Origin of the sequence: Pedobacter sp. PACM 27299, assembly GCF_001412655.1 — a bacterium.
Classification (GTDB): Bacteria; Bacteroidota; Bacteroidia; order Sphingobacteriales; family Sphingobacteriaceae; genus Pedobacter.
In genome coordinates this window covers 4,291,519-4,314,578 of the sequence record NZ_CP012996.1, presented here as the reverse complement: position 1 = coordinate 4,314,578, position 23,060 = coordinate 4,291,519, and the positions used below count along the sequence as shown (strand labels likewise).

The window sequence follows — 23,060 nt, the reverse complement described above, 5'->3', positions numbered from 1 at the left end:
GGTTTTATTTCATTAAGCTCAAGTCCCAATCCTTCCATACCGCCTCATAGCCTTGTTTATGAATCATTTCGGCGATTTCAGGAGCGGTTCTTTCATCAGATATTTCGAATTGTTCTAACGATTGCGGCTCCACTGCATAGCCGCCGGGATTGGTTTTTGAACCCGCGCTGATAGAGGTAATTCCCAGTTTGATGATGTGGTTGCGGAAGCTGATGGATTCCCTGGTAGAGATGGATAACTCCACACTCTCGTTAAACAAACGGTAGGCGCAGATGAGTTGTACCAGCTCACGATCGTTCATCGCTACCTTAGGCTCCAATCCACCGCTAAAGGGCCTTAATCTCGGAAAAGAGATGCTGTATTTACTTTGCCAGTACTTCTTTTCCAGGTAATCCAGATGGAGCGCAGTAAAGAAAGAGTCTGTTCTCCAATCTTCCAATCCGATCAGTACGCCCAAGCCCATTTTGTGAATTCCTGCTTCACCCAGGCGGTCTGGGGTGTCTAAGCGGTACTGGAAATTGGATTTTTTCCCCTTTGGATGGTGTTTTTTGTAATCTTCTTCATGGTAGGTTTCCTGATAAACCAGTACGGTGTTGAGGCCGTAAGGCGTCAATTCCTGATAATCGCTCAGGTCTAAAGGCTGCACTTCCATGGAAATATGGGCGAAATGAGGCCGGATCAGGTCTAAGACCTTTTTAAAGTAATCCGTATGAACGGTTTGATTGGCCTCTCCGGTCACCAATAACACATGCTGGTAGCCCATTTCTTTAATAACAGCCACTTCTTCCATGATTTCCATGGGGCTCAGTGTTTTACGTTTCACCTTGTTGTCGTAGCTGAAACCACAATAAGTGCAGATGTTATTGCATTCATTGCTCAGGTAAAGCGGTACATACATCTGTATGGTATTGCCAAATCTCTTCAAAGTAAGCTCCTGGCTCAGTTTTGCCATGCTTTCCAGGTAATGAGCCGCCGCAGGGGAGATCAGGGCTTTAAAGTCCTCCAGTGTTCTTTTTGAAGCATTTAAAGCTTGTTCTACATCCATTGTGGTCTTGGCGTAGATGCTTTTACTGGTCTCCTCCCAGCTTTGGTTTTGAAAAATCTCGTTAAATCTCATCTTCCAGGAATGCCGTTAAGGGGCTGCTCGCAACAGCCTGTGAATTGATTTGGCCCAATTTGGCGAGGTAGGCCATTCTACCTGCTGCTACTGCGATTTTAAAAGCCTCAGCCATCAATACCGGATTTCCGGAAACGGCGATTGCGGTGTTGACCAGGACGGCATCTGCTCCAATTTCCATGGCCTTTGCGGCATCAGAGGGGGAGCCTATCCCAGCATCTATCACTACAGGTACCTGGCTTTGGCTAATGATGATTTCCAGGAAATCTATGGTTTTTAGGCCTTTATTACTGCCTATTGGGGCGCCTAATGGCATGACAGCTGCGGTTCCTACTTCTTCCAGTCTTTTACAGAGTACGGGATCTGCGTGGATGTAAGGCAATACTATAAAACCTAGTTTAGCCAGTTCTTCTGTAGCTTTTAAGGTTTCAATCGGGTCTGGCATCAGGTACTTTGGATCTGGGTGGATTTCCAGTTTAATCCAATTGGTTTCCAGGGCTTCCCTGGCCATTTGGGCAGCAAAAACAGCCTCCTTGGCATTTCTAACCCCAGAGGTATTGGGAAGAAGGTTAAGTTGTGGGTGATGGAGGTGCTTCAGTAGATTTTCTGCGGGATGATTGAGGTCTACCCGCTTTAGTGCTACAGTAACCAGCTCCGATCCTGAGGCCAGTAAAGCGGCTTCCATGATGGCGCTGGCGCTGAATTTTCCGGTTCCTGTAAACAGTCGGGAGTGGAAGGTTTTGTTTGCTATTTTTAACATGATTCGCTGGGGGTTAAGGGTTAAGTGGAGGACTGGTTTTGGAGCTCCTGGTACAGCTGTCTGATGAGCAGATCTGTGTCAGGTTTGTTGGTTAAAACGCCTGAAAGTGCCAGTCCGTAAATACCAGTTTTTAGCAGTGCCGGAAGGTCTTCCGGAGTGATGCCGCCAATGGCAATTACCGGAATGTTGATGTCGGCATTTCTGACCTGTTCCATGATTTTTTTATAGCCATCCAGTCCTAAAATAGGGCTTAGATTCTGCTTTGTGCTGGTAAAGCGAAATGGACCTAGTCCAATATAATTCGCACCTGCTGCAACCGCGTTTTGCAAGTCTGCAAAAGTATTTGCAGTGGCGCCAATTGTTTTATTTTTACCTACTAATAATCTGGTGTTTACGACGCTTATATCATTTAATCCTACATGTGTTCCTTGGGCGTTTACGGCCTTAGATACTAAGGGGAAATCATTGATGATTAATTTACTTGCAAATTTTTTGCATAGGTCATTTGCAGCTTTAGCCAGGTTTAAAACCTCGTTTTCTGGCTGATTTTTTACGCGGAGCTGAATCCATTTTCCACCGGCATGTAATACCTGTTCAATGGCTTCCAGATGGCTGATCTCAGCGTTGGATTGGGAGATGTAATGTAGTCTGTCGATCATAAGTTATGGTAGCCTAAAAGGCTGGTGTTACTGTTTAAAAAACGCTCGATATACTCCTTGCCAAAGCGACAAGATTTTTGAAGGGAATTACCCAAAGCAAGCTGGGCAGTAATGGCAGAAGACAGGACACATCCGGAGCCGTGTTTTGGATAAACAACCGGGCTGCCGGAATGGAATTCCAGCCTTTCATTTTTGTGGAACAAATAGTCGGTGCCCGGCGTTAAGGGGTGGTGGCCTCCTTTGAGTAAAACCGCGCAGTCCAGCGACCAGCTCAGGCAAAGTTGCTCAACCGCTTTAACATCCTTCTGGTTCTCCTGATCAGCCCCCATTAAGGTTTGTAGTTCCAGATAATTTGGCGTAATCAAATAAAGCCGTTTTAAGACGTTTTTAAAAATAACCGAACCCGATATCCAATCGTGGAAGTTATATCCAGCACTGGCCTTTAAAACAGGATCCAGCACAATTTTAATCTGCGGATCAAATGAGATTAAACAATCGCAAACTGCTAATAAAGTTTCCAGGTCTTTGATCAATCCAATTTTGACGGCTGGTATCGGGAACTTTTCAAGCAATGGCTTGAGCTGTGCGAGGAGGTGTTCCTTTTCCAGCCAATCATTTTTCAAAAACGCAGTATCAGTTTGAATGGTCATGGCGGTACACACACCAAAACCATACAACTGATGCGCTTCAAAAGTTTTCATATCGGAGAGCAGTCCGGCCCCGGCACTGGGGTCGAAGCCAGCAATGCTGATCACGTAAGGTCTTTCTATCGATGGCACTATGCGGTGGTTTGACATGCTTGTTTTATTTTTTTAAAATTTGGTATGGCCAGTTCCGGCGCATTCCAAAGCGCCCCTAAAACTGCTGCCCCATCAAAATTCATTTGCTGAAGCCGACTGATTTTTGAATCTGTAACCCCACCCAAAGCAATCACTTTTGTCATAGATGGGGACAGGTTTTTAACCTCTTGCTGCGACGCTTTCAGACCGGCAGTCAGGGGTAGTTTAAAATCTGCTGGAATCATTCCCGGATAGTCTTTTTTTGAGATGCTTTGAAAAACAGGGCCAAGAAAAGTATATTTAAAATGTACTAAATCAGGTAAATGGGTTATTGAATGTATAGACGTGCTTAAGATGATTCCTGCTTTCTTTAAAAAATCAACATGCCTTCCTTCTATCCGTTCCTTCTCTTTAAAATGAAGTCTATGAATGTCAAAATCAACAGCAAGCTCATGGGATTGGTGCAGGGCGATACGCTCCAGATAGCGAGGATTGATCTCCCTTAACAACAACTCATAAGCCCGCTGGTCAGCCGATTCTTTTCTAAGGTGGAAGCGCTGCATGCCGAGGTCGAACAGCTCGTTGATCAGCTGCGCTTCCCCCTTAAAAAAGCTGGGTTTTGAAATGACAATCAGTTCCACTTATAAATAAATTTCACTTCCTTTTGCGGTAAACTCTTTAGACTTTTCAGCCATTCCCTGATTTAAAGCTTCTGATTCTTCGAGGCCTTGCTTGGCGGCATAGTCCCTCACATCCTGTGTAATTTTCATCGAACAGAAGTTTGGGCCGCACATCGAGCAGAAGTGTGCGATTTTTGCACCATCTGCAGGAAGGGTTTCGTCATGAAACTCTTTTGCGGTATCCGGATCCAAGGAAAGGTTAAACTGGTCTTCCCATCTGAATTCAAATCTTGCCTTGCTCAAAGCATTATCCCGGTATTGTGCGCCAGGGTGCCCTTTGGCTAAATCTGCGGCATGAGCTGCGATCTTGTAGGTAATCACGCCATCTTTCACATCTTTCTTGTTCGGCAAACCGAGGTGCTCTTTTGGCGTCACATAGCAAAGCATAGCAGTACCGAACCAGCCGATCATCGCTGCACCAATTGCAGAGGTGATGTGATCGTAGCCAGGGGCGATGTCTGTAGTCAATGGACCTAAAGTATAAAATGGCGCTTCCGAACAATGTTGCAGTTGTTTCTCCATGTTTTCTTTGATCAGGTGCATAGGTACATGGCCTGGGCCTTCGATAATGGTTTGGATGTCGTGCTTCCAGGCGATTTTTGTCAATTCTCCTAAAGTCTCCAATTCTGAAAACTGTGCTTCATCATTTGCATCGGCAATACAGCCTGGGCGCAAGCCATCTCCAAGAGAGAAGGCCACGTCATAAGCTTTCATAATTTCACAGATTTCCTCAAAATGAGTATACAAGAAACTTTCTCTGTGGTGAGCCAGACACCATTTTGCCATGATAGAACCACCACGAGAAACAATTCCGGTCACTCTTTTTGCAGTTAATGGGATGTAGCGAAGCAATACACCAGCATGGATGGTGAAATAATCCACGCCTTGCTCAGCCTGTTCAATCAGCGTATCTCTGAAAATTTCCCAGGTGAGGTCTTCGGCTTTGCCATTTACTTTTTCTAAAGCTTGATAAATCGGAACCGTTCCAATTGGTACCGGGGAGTTACGGATGATCCATTCGCGGGTTTCATGAATGTTTTTTCCGGTACTCAGGTCCATAATCGTATCTGCGCCCCATCTGCAAGCCCATACAGCCTTTTCTACTTCTTCTTCGATAGAAGAGGTCACTGCAGAGTTTCCGATGTTAGCGTTGATCTTAACGAGGAAATTCCGGCCGATAATCATCGGTTCCAGTTCCGGGTGGTTGATGTTACAAGGGATCACGGCTCTTCCGGAAGCCACTTCAGACCTGACAAATTCTGGGCTGATGTATCCTTTTGGAGTATTTGCGCCGAAACTATGACCTTGATGCTGGTGTGCCATTACGCCATACTGCGCGCCAAGCTGTTCATTCAAAAGGTCAATCCTTTGATTTTCGCGGATGGCGATGTATTCCATTTCGGCAGTGATGACCCCTTTTTTCGCGTAATGCATTTGAGAAACATTCATGCCTTTTTTCGCGCGGTAAGGTTTGTTCAGGTGGGAAAAGCGGAGGCTGTCGAGTTTTCCATCTGCCAGTCGCTCCTGACCGTAATCAGAAGAAATCTGATCCAGCTGGTCTACGTCTGCTCTTCCGGTGATCCAGGTTTCCCGAAGTCTTGGTAAACCTTTTTTGACATCGATTTCTGCATTTGGATCGGTATAAGGACCGCTGGTGTCGTAAATCGTTACTGGTGGGTTGACCTCTGTGGCGCCAAAACCATTGTGGATTTTAGTCTCGCTTAACGTGATTTCACGCATCGCTACCTGGATGTCATGAAGCTGTCCGGGAACAAAGATTTTTTTGGAGGCCGGAAAAGGAGTGCGGCTGATGACTTGCTCGTCTGGAGTCTTTTCGTGTTTCATATTTTTCGGTTTCTTGGTGAAGAAAATGAGTATGCTTAGAAATTTTAAGGTGTTTTTGTTTGGATTAGAGTCGCTTAGCCTCCTTGAGTGGCTTTAATGACGGTAAGTCGGTCGCCATCTTGCAGCAGCCGTTCGGGCCATTCCGTTTTTGAGATGATGGTTTGATTGATGGCTACAGCAATTCCCTGAACGGGAATTTGAAGCACGTTTAATAGCAATTGTTCTACGGAACAAGTTTCGCTGATCGGATAGTTTTGTTGATTTACAGTTATTTCCATTTTTTGATAAATAGGAAAAACTATAGGCATGACCTTTTTACAGGCATGAAAAGACGGCAAACGAATTTGCTTCTACTTTTCCCTTCGGCAGTACTAACTGCATCAGGTTCAAAGGGTATTTCTCAGCGCAAGGCACCCCTAAAGTTTTTTTGTAAAACTAGGCTATTTTTCTGAAAAACAAAGTCTGTACTGAAAAAATCAGGAAAAAGGAAGGAATTGTGTGCTCAGAACAACTGGTACTCACAGGGAGGACCCACCAGTAACGAGAAGGGAGAATAGCAAATCAGCGTAGTTCTTAGGGAAAAAATCAATCCTGAAGAAAGCAAATCCTTTAGGAGGAGAAGAATTAAATGATAAGTGGAGATAAAACTGCCTATCAGAAATAACGAACCCCTCAGGTAGGAACCTGAAGGGTCGGATTAAAATTGTAAGGGTTATTAAAAAAAACGGAATTATTCAGCCGCTGCCTGCTCGTTGATAAACTCTTCGGCAATCTCGGTTAGCGCCACATCCGTTTCTTTTTCATTGTCTAATGTCTGCTGCAATAGCTCAGCCACGTCGGTATGGCCCATATTTACTGCAAATGTTCTTAATGTACCATAAGTAGCAATTTCATAATGCTCTACTTTTTGTGCAGCGAGAATCAGAGCGGCATCACGTACTAAGGTGCCTTTTTCTGTATCTTCAATGATAGAATTTGCTTCTTCCACCAATCCTGCCATGGCATCGCACTTTTTAGCCTGAGCTTTTTCTCCAAGCTTTTCAAAAACCTGCTCAAGGGTAGCAATGTGTGTCATTGTTTCTTCTGTATGCTTTTTAAATGCGGCTGCGAGCTCCGTACTGGTCGCGGCTTTCTGCATTTTTGGCAAAGCTTTGGATAAATGTTTCTCTGCCCAATAGATGTCTTTCAACTCATCAATGAAGAACTTGTGAAATTCAGATTCCTCCATTTTACCATTTTTTCCATTTGAACTTGCTACAGTTTTAGTACTGCTACTTTTCGTTGTAGTTGCCATAATTCGTGTTTTTCTTTAGGTTCGACTTATGCCCCTATAAACTAGTCCAACACAAAAAATGTTTAACGGAATATAAAAAATAATTATTTATTTATCTCAAAAGCAGTTGGTTATGGATAGTTGTTGTGAAATAAAAATAAAAGGAGTAAAATAGAGATCAGCGTAATTAAGACCAAAAGATCAAAATATTTCCAGCTGATGAGGAGCAAGTTAAATCGAGGAAGAACTTGACGAAGGATAAAAACAGATCATCAAAAAATGAAGGAAGAATACCAGTAAAAGCATTCTTCCTGAAAATCTTAAAAATAGAAGTTGAGAGAAAGGTTGGTAGAAAATCGCTGGTTTCCTGGTAGGGTAGCCACTGCTCTGTCTAAACTTTTAAACTGTGTAGCCTCGTTGTAAGTAAAGCCTAGTTTTATTCCTGTCTGAATCTGTCTGAAAGTGGGGAAGGTATAGTCTGCCTGCACAGTTCCACTAAAATAATCAGCGGTATTATAGAGGTAATCGTTGTAGATGACCGTTTTTGTAAATGGACCTTCATTAATAATTGGAACTACAAACTGATCATTTATATTTTTTGAATATACACCTTTCACATTCATTCCGAAACTCTGATTCCCCGGAAGCTGCCTGTTGAAACCAAATCCCAAACCCGGTTTAATCGCACTGTAAGAAAGGATGTTCGCTTTTGAGCCATCCTGACGTTCTTCTCCATCTTTTCTCAGCTCCAGTACATAGTTGAAACTTGTCTTACCAGGTTTACTCAGGACTGCTTTTATACCCCATTGTTCCCGGTTGTACAGGTAATTATTGGCACTTACTTTATAACTAAAATCTTCACCATCTAAATTACTGTAGTTGGCGATCAGTAAAAGCTGATATTTGGACAGCTTTTTCTTCCAAGCCAGGTCAAATTTATAGCTGGTCAGGTAATAGTCGTTAAAGAAATCTTTATAGGTGATGTCTGGAAATTTGTTGAGGAAATTCTGGGTTTCTTTAAGGTAAGATCCCGACCAGGAGAACGTCCCAAAACTGGGGGCCTCATAGTTCAGGTAGGTATCCATCCCTTTGCGCGATTGCTTGTTGTGGAAAACCCTATTGATGGGCTTCATTTCAGGATCTCCATATCCATTGATTAAATGGGTGATGTACTGCGGCTGATCGGTATTCGTTTCATTTTGCTTGTTTTTGTAAGCGATGTCTGTTCGCTCTTCTCCATAACCGTATCTAAACCCCAGTCCTAACAATAGTCTTTTAGAAAGGTGGTAACCCAGACTTGCCTGCATGTTAAACTGATAGTCATTTAGCTTTGCCCTGGGGTCATTAGTCGAATAATGATCGCCAATCCGATAATCAATGCCCAAAGCAAGCGGTAAATTCTTTCCAATCATATTGCGCTGTGCCATCGCATTGAACTGGTAAACAGAGCGTTCGTAGTTTACGTTCCTTTCCGAGCCATAGTATAGCGGTGCAGTGGTGTTATTTCTGGTTTGATGCGCCCATCGGGTGCTATCTTCCCTGATTTTATGGTACACTAAAGATCCCCATAAGGCTACATCGGAAAGTGTAGTTTTTCCTTCTGTTGCAAAATATGTATCATTTGTTTTACTGCTTTCCTGGTAAGGCATAAATCTGCCTTTTGTCAATTGGTGACCTAAGCTCAGGGTATTAAAACCATCAGGCATAGTAGCCGTGAAAAAACTTTTGTTTTTTGCGAAATTATAAAAATTATAAGCCGCAGAGTCTATGGCAAATGACCTGGCTTTCCTACTTGCAGTCGAATCTGACTTTTGAGCGTAGGCAGCAGCTGCACAGAGCTGCAGCAGTAAAGCAATCGTATATATTTTTTTCATCGGGGAATTGGAATAATTAACAGTCATGAACACCATAATGATCATGACCGTTATTTAAATGATCAGCAAATTTTATTGAAAACCTCTTGGATTTGCTTTCTCCAGATAGATAAAATCTTCCGTAGAGTTGTTCGTGTCTTTTAATACCACCCTGCCATTTACTGTTTTCTCAGTTTTTCTAATGACCGACTGCGAACTGTAATTTCCCTTAGGAACGAAGGTAAATCCAGCATCAACATTGGCGCCTAATTTTTTCGGAAAACGGCTGGAAGCAATATTCGGCTGAATTTCTACCCCATCAATCAGGTATTTTACCGGAATCTGGAAGTATTTTTTCACTGTAGGCAATGGGGCTGCTTTTAAAGGCTCAAAATATTGCGGCCATTCTCTCACTTTTTGCGTGCCATCTACTTTAAAGATTACGTAACTGTCTTTTCCATTGGCATCCAGGATCATATCATTTCCTGAATAAGCAAGGATTTCAATATTAGGAACCTGAGGGTTGTTTATATCTGATGAAAATGGTTTTCCACCAAGAACATCTCCGTAATAAGCTTCGAAATCGGCACCACTCAAGTCGATTGTTAGTTCTGGATCTCTCACAGTAACCACTTTGCCATCATTTCCGGTAAAAGGTGCTTTGTGATTTAAGGCTGTTTGTGCCACAATAATGCTCTTTCCTGGTTGTACAGGATATTGTTTTCCGGTACCAGGGATCATAAATAAAGTTTTCGCATACACATAGTCTTTGTTCGCATTGGCGCCATCCACCATACCAATTGATTTGCTCCAATCCATTTGGCCTGTAGACGTGTAATTCATATTTGGAGATTCGCTGGACACCCTTCCATTGAGCTGCGCAAAATAGAGACTGTCTGCATATAAGACCTGATCGGTGTTGTTATAGAATTCAAGGAATTGATCTCTGAAGATCGCTCCGGTAGTGGTATTGGAACCAGCATAATAGATTTGCTTGATCAGCCATTCGCCAGGTGTGCCCGCAATTAATTTGAGGTCTAATACTCCAGTGAAAGCAGCATCAAGTTTTTTATTTTTTTCGGATGCATTAAAGGTCACTGGGGCATCTGTTGGGATCCCGGTAATTCTGGTATAATCTGCTGCAGAAATCGTTAAATTCGCATCAATGTCGTAGCTTCCTGGTGAAACGGATTTAAAAGCAAGCTTTCCTGAAGCATCTGAAGTTAACTCCATGCTCGCTTTACTCTGGGTATTTGTGATTTTAACGGTTATTTTTTCAAGCGGTAAAGTATATCCCAGTGATTGGTCGTCAAAACTAAGATTGATGTCAATGTCTACTGGCTGTGTTCCAGGAGTTTTGTCTTTTTTACAAGCCAGTAAGCTGGCCGCGAGGAAAAGGCTAAGTACAAGTTTTTTCATGAGTATTTATATTAGAGTTTTAATGATAATTCTGCACCGAAAGTAGGGCTGGGATTGGGGTTAATAATAGTTCCACCAGGGGTGGTATAAGTAGGCTGGTAATTGAAAACATTGTAGACATTGAAGGAGAATTTGAACCTTTTTTTAATCTCTTTTCCAATACTCATGTGGTAATTGGGAATGATTCTGGGAAGATTACTTTCTCTATATGAGCTTTTTGAGATAGCCAGGTGACCATATAAAGGGTCTTTTGGGTTGAAATCTGTGATGGTAATGTATTCAAGAGCATTGTTAAGGTAGGCAATTGGGATACCTGCATTGTCAGGAACCTCTGTTTTTTGAAGCAAAGCAAATTCTGCCGTAAACTCTGCAATCAAACTGATTTGTGGGATGTGAGTGGTGGCAGAAATACGGGCGTTACTTTGATAGGTGACCGGCGAAATACGTCTGTAAATACCAATGCGGCCATAGTTGAGGTTGGTGTTACTATTTTCAACAGGATTGTCTCTTTGATTCGACTGATTGCTAGTTGATGTCCTGAATATGCCGGTACTCAGGTTAAAGGAAGTGGCAATCGCTTTAATCGCTGGAGTGCTCATCATGAATTCCAGCCCGCTGCTGTTGGACTTTAAGCTGTTTTCAAATGAATAGTACGTCAGCAGTTGGTTTTCTGTACCCGTTTGCGTGATGGTGGGTTGCTGACCAGCTACAAACTCTGCTGAATATCGAGGTAATGGCACTACCCTCAGCTGTTCCACGGTATTGATACCATTTCTGGCCATTTTGTAAAATGCCGACATAGAAAGGTTAAACTGGTTTACTTTCAGATTTGAAGTGAACTCCAGGGTTTGATTTTGAGCAGGTTTCAGGTTCTTATTGGTCGGGTCGTATCGGTCCAGGTACAAGAGATAAATACTCTCATTCGCCTTCCCATTATAGGAAACTAACAATGGAACTTCCATGAAAGTGGGGCCAGGATAGCGTTGTGCCAACCCTGGTGCTTTAAATCCAATACCGTAAGCTAATCCTAGTCTTAGATTGTCGCTCACCTGGTAATTGATATTGGTTCTTGGCGCAACAGAGGCAAAACCATTTTGCACATCCAGACGTACACCGGTACGGAAATTCAGGTCTCTGCCGGCAACTTTCAGTTTAAATATATCCTCTGCATATAGGCCAACGTCTTTTTGGGCGATAGCCAAACCGAAATCATAATACCTTTCAGATCCGGTAGATTTGAATAATGAGGTTCCTGTATCTTTTGTGGTCGCATCGCTCCTTGGTTTTGAAGGGTCAGACATACGTCCTTCTCCTTTATTGGCGCTGTAATTGAAACTTGTTCCAAAAGAAAGGTAATGGACGGTTTTTCCTGTGTTGAATTCAGCATTGAAGTCGAGCTTTGCCGAAAGGTTTACCGGGCGGCCATCTACCAGTGAAATGGCATTATAAATTCCAGAAGCAAACTGACCCTCGGTAATACCCGTAGTTGTAGCCTCAGAATATAGAATATAGGCCACATTCCTCAATTCTTCTAAATAAGTTTGCTGATGACCTTCAGTGTATTTTAAATTTAACCCGATATTTTTCAGAAAATTACCATTCAAGCGGTAATTCATCCGGTTGCCAATGCCAAAATTCCAGCTGTCGAATCTGGTTTTAGTGGATTTCGGATCGTCAGGATCTTGTTTAACCCCATCCAGATTTCTTCCGTAATCGAGGCTGAAGGTGTTTTTTAATTGCTTTTCCCGGCCAAAAGAATTCGTCCACATCGTATTGGCATTGATCCTCTTGTAAGCTTTCAGTTTTTCCCTGTTATCAGAAAATGAATTGACATAATTTAAACCCATATTTAAAGCACCAAGATCATGACCCAATTTTGTTCCTTTAGAAAAAGAGTAGGAGGTGGCATTGTCTCTGAGCTGCATGCGGATCTGAGCTGGACCAGCACCTGCCTGACGTTCCACAATTACAGCTCCATCACTGAGGTCGCCATATTTTGCGGATGGCACACCCGCAATCACTTCTATACTTTCAATATTGTCTGCCGGAATTTGTCGGAGGTCGGTACCTCCAAATGCATAGTCGCCAGAGTATGCCGGGTTTCTTGCCCCAGATAAGCCCCAGCTGTGAGGTTTTTCAATCGAAGAACCCGATAATCCAGTTAAACCAGGATTATAACTCTGCATATTTGCATTATTACTGATCGCCTGACCATCTACAATGATGGCAACCCCAAAGGAATTATTCAGCGTAAAAGCATCCCTGCCGTTATTCCGATCTGGGTAAGCTGCCCTTAAGGTTAAATTCTGTACGTTTTGTAAGGAAGGTGGACTGGTTTTTCGGTTTGGAATTAAATTCAACAGGTCGTTTAAGCTCAATGCGGGAATTTGTTCAATCATGTCCCTGTCAATAATAATGGATGAATTTGAGGAACCATCTCCATTTCTTTTTGCGTTAATTGAGATTTCTTTTAAACTCAAGTCGAGTGTTTTAAGGGTAATGACCCCCAAATCGATTTGCTCTTTATTGATGAAAACCTGTTTGGTGATTTTCTTGTAACCGATATAGCTAAACTCCAGATTAATTTCCTGGTTATTCACTTCTGAGACCTGAATCGTAAAAGTTCCGTCTTTTTTAGTGATGGTATACTGATTGGTTTCCTGCAGTTTAATGTTCACCAAATCAATAGGCTGATGTGATTCGTCATTCACTTTTCCAGTGATGACCGCTTTTTTTTGCGCGTAAATAGCCGTTGAAACTATTAATAGCAGTGTTGTGTAAAGTAATTTCAATTTAGACTGATTCTAATCCCCGCTGCAAAAGTGTACTTTTTACACTAATAAAACAACTTATTTAGAATAATTCTATCTAGATGTTCCTGAAATTGTCTGATGCGCTGGAAAATAGAAGAATCGTACAAAATGAATGCTTACTTTTGTACCATAATTCTTCGGCCAATGATTTCAAAGCAAAAACATCGTTTCTTTCTAAGTCTTTTCTTTTTCATCTCTGGTTTTAGTTTCGCAACCTGGGCATCAAGAATTCCAACGATTAAGATGGCATTTGATCTGAATGAAGCGGAGTTGGGGAGTATCTTATTGGCCTTGCCAATAGGTTCATTACTGGGCTTACCCATCTCGGGATGGTTGATTTCCCGATTCAATAGCAAGGTGCCATTGGCCGGGGGATACGCTTTAAATGCCTTTTCATTAGCATTGATCGGCTTTGCACACAACATCTATAGCCTGGTAGGCGCGGTAATTTTATTCGCATTTACCACCAGAATTTTTAATATTTCCGTAAATACTCAAGCTTTAACCTTACAGAAACAATTTGAAAAGAAAATTATTGGTTCTTTTCATGGCTATTGGAGTATTGGTGGAATTGCCGGAATTACACTTTCTACAGCCTTACTGGCATTAAACGTTTCTATTCAACTCCATTTTTCCATCGTCGCTGTGATCATGCTGGGAATTACGCTCTATTCATATCAGTTCCTGCTCAGTGGCGACCGTGCTAAAACCGGTAATAAATTGATTCTGAGTAAACCTGATCCTTATATCTTTTACCTGGGGATTGTGGTGTTCTTATGCGCAATTTGCGAAGGAGGAATGTTCGACTGGTCTGGAATTTACTTTCAGGAGGTGATTAAAGTGGAGATCTTCACTTATGGTTACCTGATCTTTATGACCTTTATGGCAGCTTCCAGGTTCTTATCAGACATCATCATTGGTAAAATCGGAATGCCGAAAACTTATATCATGAGTGCAGGATTTATCGTTTCAGGAATTAGTCTGGCCATCATCTTTCCGGTTTTCTGGCCTGCAATGATTGGTTTCTCTTTAGTAGGATTTGGTACAGCATCCATTATTCCAATGTCTTATGCATTGGCTGGTGCCTCAAAAAAATATTCTCCGGGCATGGCCATCTCCATTATTGCCACTTACTCGATCACCGGAATGCTTTTAGGCCCTCCATTGATCGGTTATCTGGCCCATGCTTTCAACCTTAGGGTTTCCTTTATCATTTTTGCCTTATGTGGATTGATGCTGATTCCGATCACCAGGATGTTTTTCAACCACCAGAAAGCCGCAGATAAAGAAGTTGCCTAGTGCTGGAAACCAGCGATTCACTAAAATATCCTTCCACATTGAACCTACAATCATACTAGCCATTATTACAATGCTTTCGATAGTAACGATGGGTTTTGTAAAATCAAGCTAGGAATGGAAATACAAATCAATTGTTTGTAGATACAAGATCCATCCCATTTCACTAGAGCCTACGCAGGTATTCAGGCCTTCTTGTGCGTACACTTGTAAAGTCATTGGTAGGCCTCTGATAGGGGGGTGATAGGTCCTTGATAGGTCTAATGGTCCTATCAACCCCGGTACAAGGACCTTTCAAATATGCTGGAACCCAGAAGAAAACCTGGGATCATACTGGGATCAGCTCCAATTCAGAAGGGCACTAAATAGCAAAAGCCCATAATCTTACAGCGTAAGAAACGGGCTTTTGAAGAAATGAAAGAAAAGGGGGGGTAGAATTAACTATTCAGCACTTTTTCTGCTGTATGTTTTGCATCGGATTCCAGATCCCTAGCTTTAGATTTTACTTGATCTACAACGTCACCCACTGCATTCAAGGCCTCTTTTGATTTTGTTTTCGCTTTATCCACTGCCTGATCTTTTAATTCAGCCAATTGATCTGCTTCTGATAAGACTTTACTTTTAGCCAGGTGTAACTTTTCCTTTGCCGCATCGGAAAGATCTTTTGCCTTGTCAGCTATTTTTGTTCTGGTATCTGTTCCACTATTTGGTGCAAATAACACACCTATCGCGGCACCAATGGCCAATCCTGCTAAGAGTGCCACTACCGGAATAGTAGAATCAGTTTTATGAGCGGTTAATGAAGAAATTGCGTTACGATAATTATTGTATTTCATGGGATTAGGTTTTGTGGTTTCATCTAATTGGATGATAACCTGTGTGATGTACCAACAAGTAGCATTCCAAAGTGTTTGAAAAAAAACAAATTAAACAGATTCTATTTGACAGAATGAAGACGAAATAAAGCAAATGAATTAGTTAATTTTGCATGGTGTATTTATTACACTAACTTGCAGTTGATTATGAAGAAAAGCTTACTTACTTTAACCCTTGGCGGACTTGGAATTGGCATTACAGAATTTGTAATGATGGGTCTATTGCCAGATATCGCCAAAGATCTAGCCATTACCATCCCTCAGGCTGGTCATTTGATCTCTGCTTACGCTTTAGGGGTAGTGGTAGGTGCGCCGCTTTTAGTGGCCATTGCCGGGAGTTATCCTCCAAAAAAAATCCTGATCGCCTTGATGGTGATGTTTACTGCTTTTAACGCTTTGTCTGCTTTTTCTCCGGATTATAGCATGATGCTTGCTGCACGTTTTCTTGCCGGACTTCCCCATGGGGCCTTCTTTGGTGTAGGTTCTGTAGTCGCTAGCCGCATTGCCGGAAAAGGTAAAGAAGCTCAGGCTGTTTCCTTAATGTTTGCCGGTTTAACCATCGCTAACGTAATAGGAGTGCCGCTTGGAACGTATATTGGTCACCATTATTCCTGGAGATACACCTTTGTGATCATTGTAATCGTAGGGCTAATCACACTTTTAAGCTTGAAATTATGGATGCCTAACCTTTCCGCAACTAAAGACAGAGACCTGAAAAAAGAACTGGCATTTTTCAAACTTCCGGAAGCCTGGCTGATCATTTTGATGATTGCTATTGGTACAGGTGGATTGTTCTCCTGGTACAGCTACATTGCCCCATTGCTGACCGATGTTTCTGGTTTCTCCGCAGATTCCATCACTTACATCTTGGTACTTGCCGGTTTAGGAATGCTGGTGGGTAACTTTATTGGCGGTAAACTGGCGGATCGTTTCTCCCCAGCGAAAGCCTCAGTTTCTCTTTTGATTGCTATGGCCGTTTCTTTATTTATCGTTCATTATGTTTCTTATAATCAGACGCTTTCTTTGGTGATGACTTTTATTACCGGTGCAATTGCGTTTGCTGTAGCTGCCCCAATACAGATGCTGATGATCAATACGGCCAAAGGCTCTGAAATGATTGCCGCTTCAGTGAGTCAGGCGAGTTTCAATATTGGAAATGCACTAGGGGCATTTTTAGGAGGTTTGCCACTGGCTGCGGGTTATGATTATACCTCCCCAGTTTGGGTAGGGACAGTAATGGCCCTGATCGGTGCAGTATTTGCCTGGTTGCTGATTTCCAGAACTAAAAGGTTGTCATTAGCTCAGTAATAATTTCGCTATTCGTTCCTATGAAAATAATAAGTTGTATTTTTATTTGATGAGCGAAGAATACCTTAAAAGTGTGCGGCATGAGCTGGCATACTATAAAAATTTGGGAGAGCAAACGATGGATCAACTTTCTGATGCGCAATTGTTTTGGCAATTTAATGAAGAAAGTAACAGCATTGCGGTCATTGTACAGCATCTTTCAGGTAATATGATATCCCGGTGGACTGATTTTTTTACCAGTGATGGAGAGAAAGAAGACAGACACCGGGATTTCGAATTTAACCAGCAAATTGCTACCAGAACAGCACTGATGGATTGTTGGAACAAAGGTTGGGATTGCTTTCTGAGCTTGATCAACAGTTTAAAGGTAGAAGATCTTACCAAAGAGATCACCATCCGACAAGTTAAACATTCCGTAATAGCCGCTGTAAATCGCCAGTTGGCTCATTATCCTTACCATATCGGACAATTGGTGTTTATAGGTAAAATGCTGCGTGATGGGGATTGGCAGTCTTTGTCGATTCCAAAAGGAAAATCAGCAGCGCATAATGCAAAAATGCTCAAAGATCAACAGCAATAATTATTGTCCGTTTTTGAACAGTGTGCTGTCCGCTTATGGACAGCTATTTCCATAATAATGCTTGTTTTAGCTATCATGGGCTATTTAGCGACTGGCATATAGATTGGCTATCACCTTGCAAAAATACCTGTCATTATGTTTAGACATCATCTTTTACTGATCTACCGGAATTTCAAAAGATATAAAAGCTCGTTTTTAATTAACCTGATGGGGCTTACTGCCGGTCTCTGCTGTGCGTTATTGATTTACCTCTGGGTGATGGATGAATTGCGTATGGATAGGTTTCATGCGCATACTGATCAGCTGTATCAGGTGATGGAAAATGAAAAAACTGCCTCAGGAATCAATACCAGAGATGCAACGGCTGGCTTACTCGGGGAAGCCCTGGCTAAAGACATGCCTGAAGTAGAGGGAGCAGTAACCACTTCACCTAACTTTTGGTTAGCAGAAAGTAAAGTAAAAACTGGAAATGATCCAGGGATAAAAGCAGGCGGTAAATTTGTCGGGAAAGATTTTCTAAAACTCTTTTCCTATCCTTTAGTTGCAGGAAATACCTCGGAGGCACTGGAAGGAAAAAATAACATTGTGATTTCCGAAAGCCTCGCTAAAAAACTATTCCATACTACAGATGTGGTTGGAAAAGAGATGGTTTGGAATAATTCTGAGATAAAAGGTGATAACCATGTCTTAATCTCTGGGGTTTTTAAGGATATTTCTGCCAATTCCTCAGAACATTTTGATTTTCTGGTCACCCTGGATGTGCTTTTTAAAGGAGGTACTTATTTGAAATGGCAAAACCTGGGACCTAATACTTTTCTGCTATTGAAAAAAGGAACTGACCCTCGGGAATTTGCAGCCAAGATTGAAGATTTTATGGCTAAAAAAGGCCATCCTTACCGGAGGCTGTTTATCAGGCCGGCTGCCGATGCTTACTTGTATGGAAGGTATGAAAATGGTGTGGTTGCCGGTGGAAGGATTGATTATGTGAAGTTATTCTCACTGATTGCTATTTTTATTCTGGTGATCGCCTGCATCAACTTTATGAACTTATCTACAGCCAAAGCCTCCAGAAGAATGAAGGAAGTAGGGATTAAAAAGGTGATGGGTGCGAGCCGTAAATCCTTGATTTTTCAATATTTATCTGAATCTATCCTGTTAACCGTGTTGGCATTGTTTCTCGCCTTACTTTGTGTAGAACTCTTTCTGCCGCAATTCAATAGCATTACCGGGAAAAGTCTAAGCCTTCATTTCGATTTAAAAATGACGGTTGTTTTATTGGGAATTGTCTTGTTTACAGGATTGTTTTCAGGAAGTTATCCCGCTTTATACTTGTCTGGATTTAATCCTGCAGCTGCATTAAAAGGCAAGTTAGGTGCTACCATGGCCGAATTATGGACGCGTAAAGGCCTGGTTGTTTTTCAATTTACGCTTTCAGTGATCCTCATTGTTTCCGTTTTTGTCATCTATAAACAAATTGAATTTGTACAAACCCGAAATCCAGGATACCAGAAAGACAATGTGATGTACTTTGAAACAGAAGGAAGACTGCAGGATAACGTCGGTTCTTTCCTCAGCGAGGTTAGAAAGATACCAGGCGTCATTAAAGCAGGTGGAATGGATAGAACCTTTTTAGGAGATCAGAGTGGCACAACAGGTACTTTTAAATGGGAAGGAATGGATCCAAAAGAAGTTATCAAATTCCAGAAAGGAAGAATTGGTGTCGACATGGTGGAAGCATTAGGGATGGAAATGGCCTTGGGAAGAAGCTTTTCTGACAAGTTTGGTGCTGATAGCTCAAAGGTATTGGTGAATGAAGCCGCCATAAAAATGATGAAGCTTAAAGATCCAATTGGTAAAACATTTGGTATCTGGGGAGAAGATTTTCAGATTATAGGCGTGATCAAGGATTTTAATTATGAATCCATGCATCAGGAGGTGAAACCCCTGTTTTTTAAATACGCAGAGAAAGACCTGACCCGGGTTATGATTAAGATAAAGGGCGGATCGGAAAAAGAAACAATTGTAGGAATCCAGGATTTCTATAAAAAATTTAATCCTGGTTATACCTTAAATTATAGGTTCCTGGATCAAGACTTTCAGGAGCAATATGTCGCAGAGACCAGGGTAGCCGTATTGTCCAGATATTTCTCCGCCTTAGCCATGGTTATTTCATGCCTTGGCTTATTCGGATTGGCCACTTTTACTGCCGAAAGAAGATTGAAAGAGATTGGTATCAGGAAAGTATTGGGTGCTTCAGAAGCAAGTATCATCATGATCTTATCTAAAGATTTCACCAAACCAGTCATTGCGGCCATACTGATTGCCTTGCCCATTAGCTATATCATGACCAAATACTGGTTAAATACTTTTGCTTATCGAATAGAACTGCAGCTTTGGTATTTTGTTGCTGCTGGGGTATTGGCTTTATTGATCTCCTGGATAACAGTAGCCGTTCAGGCAATTAAGGCCGCAACAGTGAACCCGATTCAATGTATTAAAGCCGATTAATAAATTTGACAAATTGCTTATATTTGAATGCTATGGGATTTTTTCAGCCATAGCATTCAAAATATGCCAGAAATACTCCTCATCTGTGTTTTGTTAATTCCTCAGACTGTAGCCGGCATTCTTGCTTTCAGCATGGGCAGAAGCTTTTGGTTCTGGTTTTTTATCTCTTTTCTAATCCCTATAATTTCTCTGATCGTTTTACTGTTTATGGATGATAAAGGAACGGAAGCTACTGGTTATGAATTGGCAGACCATGTTAGAGAAAGAGAAAAAGAAGCACAGTCATTAGAAAAGAAGCACACTGATTAATTGCTTCTGACAGCCAATTCGCAGCCTTGCAATAAACCTTTTAACACTTCAATTTCTACTGCTGAAAGAGGTTTTAAAGGCGCCCTGAGTTGCCCTGCATCTTCACCCAGTAATTCCAGTCCAGCTTTTATGGCTCTAGGCAAACCTTTTGCCAGTAAGAATTTTAGGAGATCTAATTGCTGGTAAAATAGTTCCTGTGCCCGCTTTAAATCATTCCTTAAGATGGCTTCATATAAGGCAATGTTCAATTCTGGAATCAAATTACTTGCTGCCGTACACCAGCCGCTCGCTCCTGCGGTAAATGCCCCTAATGCCAATGGATTAGAACCGTTGAAAAAAGGAAGGTCCGCTCCAAGTTCTTTACGTAAAGTATGCATCCGCTGGAGATCTCCGGAGCTTTCCTTAATCATGGTCACATTTGGGATTTCTAACAGCTTTTTTAATAGTGATGGCGACATATCTACACCGCCGGTAGCAGGATTATTATAGGCCATGATCGGGATAGAAATCGCAGCAGCCACTGCTTCATAATGCTCGAAAATCTCTAGGTCACTTAGTTTCCAATAGCTCATTGGTAAAATCATGACCGCATCAGAACCGGCTTTTTCGGCAAATTTTGCATGATAAATGGTTCTTTCAGTGGTGAGATTGGACACACCGGTTAGCACAGGAACTCTTCCGGCAACTTGTTGTATGGTCGCTTCGGTAAGCGCTTCTTTCTCTTCATCGCTGAGGTAAGGCATCACTCCAGTGCTGCCTAGTGGTGCAATGGCATGTACGCCAGCTATGATCATCCTTTCCGTTAGTCTTTTGAAAAGAGGGATATCAATCTGTTCCTGCTGATTAAATGGAGTGATAGGATAGGCAATGATGCCTTTAAATATGGATTTCTGCATGGGATTGTCTTTTAATTGCTGTTTTCTATGATTAATCTCTTCCTTCTTCTTCGCGAAGGGCTACCCCTAAATGCTGTAACTGCGGTGCATTTTCACAGGCAATATATTTTGCGGGATTTTTGTCGCTCTTATTCTGATGTCTATGCCATGCCCAAACCGGGATGTAAACCGCGTCTCCGGCCTGCCATTCTACTTTTTCGCCTTCAATTTCTGTGTAACCTTTTCCTTCAATGACAAAAAGGACAGTTTCGTAAGTGTGGCGATGTTTGTTGGTCAGCTGGCCCGGTAAAAGTCCGCCAATCGTCATGCTCACATTTTTCGTGGGGAGGTCTACAAAAAATACCGGATGTTTTCTTTCTAAGGAGAACTGATCATGAATGCCTGCCTGTTCTACATTTTTATGGATGAACTTTTCAGGACGCTGGTAATTTGGACGGGCAAAAGTTTGATGGAAATCTTTTGATGATAAGAATTTGTTGTTTGCTGTTGTACTCATGATTTTTTGATTTAATGATGAATTATAGGAAAGTTTAATTCCTTTTTGATACTGCAAAATTTGTTTATTTTTGGCCGACTAAAATCATCCAGTTTTTACTAAAACTAATGGGCCAGATGTTGAGACCTTGGAAAACGCTATTAAACATTGAATTGGGAACAGATAAAGCTGTTTTTCAGCAGATTGCTGATGGTGTTATTGCTGAAATTTTAAAAGGGAGACTAAAGCCTGGTATGTCATTGCCGGGAAGCAGGATTCTGGCAGAAGACATCACCGTCAATAGAAAAACAGTGGTCTTAGCCTATGAGCAATTGATTGCAGAAGGCTGGCTGGAAACTGTTTACAAGAAAGGAACCTTTGTCTCAGAAAAACTGCCTAAGCAAAAGGTTAGGCGTAAACAAATCAATGAGGACAGTATTTCTGCTTTGAAAAACTTCTCTTTTACGGCATATCATAGGGGAAGTCCATCAGAAGTTCCAAGTGATATGCCTTTAATCGTCTTTAATGACGGTTTACCTGATGTGAAATTGGCCCCATTGGATGAATTGGCCAGGGCTTATAAAAGGATATTCCAGCAGAAAGCACGTTGGCGTATGTTAGGTTATGCAAATGAGAGGGGAGAGGAGCGACTTCGTGCAGCGATATCCACCATGCTGAGCATGGATCGGGGCTTGAATTTTAATGTCAACGAGATTTGTATTACCAGAGGAAGTCAGATGGCACTTTACCTAACCGCTCAGGTTTTGGTGAAAGCCGGAGATTTTGTAGCCATAGAAAACCCTGGATATAGACCCGCATTTGATGTGTTTCAGCGTGCAGGTGCCACCATGATCCCTGTTGGATTAGATGAACAAGGCATCAATTTGCAGCAATTGGAGGAGATCTGTAAGGTCCAGCCGATAAAAGCAGTGTATGTGACGCCTCACCATCAATTTCCTACTACGAGGAGTATGAAGGCAGATCGCCGTTTGCAGCTGCTAAATCTTTCCAATCAATATGGTTTTGCCATTGTGGAGGACGATTACGACCATGATTATCATTTCGGGTCCAGGAGCTTTCAGCCTCTGGCAAGTTATGAGGCGGCACATAATGTGATTTATATCAGTTCTTTGAGTAAGCTGATTGCACCTGCGGTAAGGGTGGGGTATGTGGCCGGACCGGAAGCCTTTATAGATTCTTTAGCGGCATTGAGGATGACAATTGATCGTCAGGGAGATCCGGTAATGGAAAACGCGGTCGCCGAATTGATGGAAGAAGGACTGGTAAATAAGCATGCTAAACGGGCATTAGGAATTTATAGGGGACGAAGAGCAATGATGGTCAAATACCTGGATCTATATATGACAGGGCTGGCAGATTACGAACTTCCTGAAGGTGGACTTGCCTTTTGGCTGGTCTTTAAACAACCTGTAAATACCATTCATCTAGTAGAACAGCTGTTGAAAACTGGCGTTCAGGTGATTTCTACAGAGCGGTTTTCTTTTGATGAACAGCCTTTGAATGCACTGCGACTGGGTTATGCCTCTTTGGAAGCCGAAGAAATGGAACGCGGCATCAGGTTGATTGCCGCTTTATTAGTGAAATGATCAGTTGC

The 23,060-nt window shown here is 42.0% G+C and carries 20 protein-coding genes and 1 riboswitch; of the genes, 6 read left to right on the top strand and 14 right to left on the bottom strand.

Translation table 11 applies throughout. The features are described 5' to 3' along the window. Positions 1-4: 4 nt before the first annotated feature. From thiH to AQ505_RS18140, 11 genes are all read right to left on the bottom strand, one after another. Positions 5-1,117 carry a 2-iminoacetate synthase ThiH gene (thiH, locus tag AQ505_RS18190; RefSeq protein WP_062549486.1) on the bottom strand — a complete coding sequence of 371 codons (1,113 nt, stop codon included), beginning with the start codon at positions 1,115-1,117 and terminating at the stop codon, positions 5-7. Further along, the gene (locus AQ505_RS18185) at positions 1,107-1,877 is read right to left on the bottom strand and encodes a thiazole synthase (RefSeq protein WP_062549485.1); all 771 of its coding nucleotides are present in this window, start codon (positions 1,875-1,877) and stop codon (positions 1,107-1,109) included. The genes thiH and AQ505_RS18185 overlap by 11 nt, the downstream gene beginning before the upstream one ends. A 20-nt stretch (positions 1,878-1,897) precedes the next feature. Beyond that, positions 1,898-2,536: a thiamine phosphate synthase gene (locus AQ505_RS18180; RefSeq protein WP_062549484.1), complete on the bottom strand. Its 639-nt coding sequence runs from the start codon at positions 2,534-2,536 to the stop codon at positions 1,898-1,900. After that, entirely contained in the window at positions 2,533-3,333 is an 801-nt protein-coding gene (locus AQ505_RS18175; RefSeq protein ID WP_062549483.1) for a hydroxymethylpyrimidine/phosphomethylpyrimidine kinase, read from the bottom strand. The genes AQ505_RS18180 and AQ505_RS18175 overlap by 4 nt, the downstream gene beginning before the upstream one ends. Then, entirely contained in the window at positions 3,315-3,956 is a 642-nt protein-coding gene (locus AQ505_RS18170; protein WP_062549482.1) for a thiamine phosphate synthase, read from the bottom strand. The genes AQ505_RS18175 and AQ505_RS18170 overlap by 19 nt, the downstream gene beginning before the upstream one ends. Continuing rightward, the gene (gene thiC / locus AQ505_RS18165) at positions 3,957-5,840 is read right to left on the bottom strand and encodes a phosphomethylpyrimidine synthase ThiC (RefSeq protein ID WP_062549481.1); all 1,884 of its coding nucleotides are present in this window, start codon (positions 5,838-5,840) and stop codon (positions 3,957-3,959) included. Between the two features lie 74 nt (positions 5,841-5,914). Beyond that, positions 5,915-6,118 carry a sulfur carrier protein ThiS gene (gene thiS / locus AQ505_RS18160; protein WP_062551101.1) on the bottom strand — a complete coding sequence of 68 codons (204 nt, stop codon included), beginning with the start codon at positions 6,116-6,118 and terminating at the stop codon, positions 5,915-5,917. A 62-nt stretch (positions 6,119-6,180) separates the two neighbouring features. Continuing rightward, a riboswitch (TPP riboswitch) is annotated at positions 6,181-6,268 on the bottom strand. 302 nt (positions 6,269-6,570) lie between these two features. Continuing rightward, positions 6,571-7,134, bottom strand: coding sequence for a YciE/YciF ferroxidase family protein (locus tag AQ505_RS18155; protein WP_062549480.1), 564 nt, complete (start codon positions 7,132-7,134; stop codon positions 6,571-6,573). A gap of 299 nt (positions 7,135-7,433) precedes the next feature. Beyond that, entirely contained in the window at positions 7,434-8,987 is a 1,554-nt protein-coding gene (locus tag AQ505_RS18150) for a DUF6850 family outer membrane beta-barrel protein (protein ID WP_157262473.1), read from the bottom strand. Between the two features lie 72 nt (positions 8,988-9,059). After that, the gene (locus tag AQ505_RS18145; RefSeq protein ID WP_062549478.1) at positions 9,060-10,385 is read right to left on the bottom strand and encodes a DUF4876 domain-containing protein; all 1,326 of its coding nucleotides are present in this window, start codon (positions 10,383-10,385) and stop codon (positions 9,060-9,062) included. An 11-nt stretch (positions 10,386-10,396) separates the two neighbouring features. After that, on the bottom strand, positions 10,397-13,177 hold the full coding sequence (locus tag AQ505_RS18140) for a TonB-dependent receptor (RefSeq protein ID WP_062549477.1): 2,781 nt from the start codon (positions 13,175-13,177) through the stop codon (positions 10,397-10,399). 165 nt (positions 13,178-13,342) lie between these two features. On the opposite strand from AQ505_RS18140, the gene AQ505_RS18135 reads away from it, so the two are divergent. After that, entirely contained in the window at positions 13,343-14,497 is a 1,155-nt protein-coding gene (locus tag AQ505_RS18135; protein WP_062549476.1) for an MFS transporter, read from the top strand. Between the two features lie 434 nt (positions 14,498-14,931). On the opposite strand, the gene AQ505_RS18130 is transcribed toward AQ505_RS18135, so the two are convergent. Then, a complete protein-coding gene (locus AQ505_RS18130; protein ID WP_062549475.1) occupies positions 14,932-15,330 on the bottom strand; it encodes a YtxH domain-containing protein in 399 nt (132 codons plus the stop codon). 186 nt (positions 15,331-15,516) lie between these two features. Here AQ505_RS18130 and AQ505_RS18125 point away from each other — a divergent pair, with 186 nt between their 5' ends. The 4 genes from AQ505_RS18125 (at position 15,517) to AQ505_RS18110 (ending at position 20,074) form a co-directional block, all read left to right on the top strand. After that, the gene (locus AQ505_RS18125; RefSeq protein ID WP_062549474.1) at positions 15,517-16,677 is read left to right on the top strand and encodes an MFS transporter; all 1,161 of its coding nucleotides are present in this window, start codon (positions 15,517-15,519) and stop codon (positions 16,675-16,677) included. Positions 16,678-16,726: 49 nt separating this feature from the next. Continuing rightward, on the top strand, positions 16,727-17,257 hold the full coding sequence (locus tag AQ505_RS18120) for a DUF1572 family protein (RefSeq protein ID WP_062549473.1): 531 nt from the start codon (positions 16,727-16,729) through the stop codon (positions 17,255-17,257). Between the two features lie 135 nt (positions 17,258-17,392). Further along, complete coding sequence (locus AQ505_RS18115) at positions 17,393-19,765, top strand: ABC transporter permease (RefSeq protein ID WP_062549472.1); 2,373 nt, start codon at positions 17,393-17,395, stop codon at positions 19,763-19,765. A 63-nt stretch (positions 19,766-19,828) separates the two neighbouring features. After that, positions 19,829-20,074 (top strand): hypothetical protein, encoded by a 246-nt coding sequence (locus AQ505_RS18110; protein ID WP_062551100.1) that lies wholly within the window; start codon positions 19,829-19,831, stop codon positions 20,072-20,074. Here the strand turns inward: AQ505_RS18110 and AQ505_RS18105 are convergent. Together AQ505_RS18105 and AQ505_RS18100 are read right to left on the bottom strand one after the other, a co-directional pair. Then, positions 20,071-20,970 carry a dihydrodipicolinate synthase family protein gene (locus tag AQ505_RS18105; RefSeq protein ID WP_062549471.1) on the bottom strand — a complete coding sequence of 300 codons (900 nt, stop codon included), beginning with the start codon at positions 20,968-20,970 and terminating at the stop codon, positions 20,071-20,073. The two genes, AQ505_RS18110 and AQ505_RS18105, sit on opposite strands and share 4 nt — an antisense overlap. A 31-nt stretch (positions 20,971-21,001) precedes the next feature. Beyond that, positions 21,002-21,466, bottom strand: coding sequence for a cupin domain-containing protein (locus AQ505_RS18100; RefSeq protein ID WP_062551099.1), 465 nt, complete (start codon positions 21,464-21,466; stop codon positions 21,002-21,004). Between the two features lie 116 nt (positions 21,467-21,582). On the opposite strand from AQ505_RS18100, the gene pdxR reads away from it, so the two are divergent. Beyond that, entirely contained in the window at positions 21,583-23,052 is a 1,470-nt protein-coding gene (gene pdxR / locus AQ505_RS18095) for a MocR-like pyridoxine biosynthesis transcription factor PdxR (RefSeq protein WP_197286221.1), read from the top strand. The last annotated feature ends 8 nt before the right edge of the window (positions 23,053-23,060 follow it).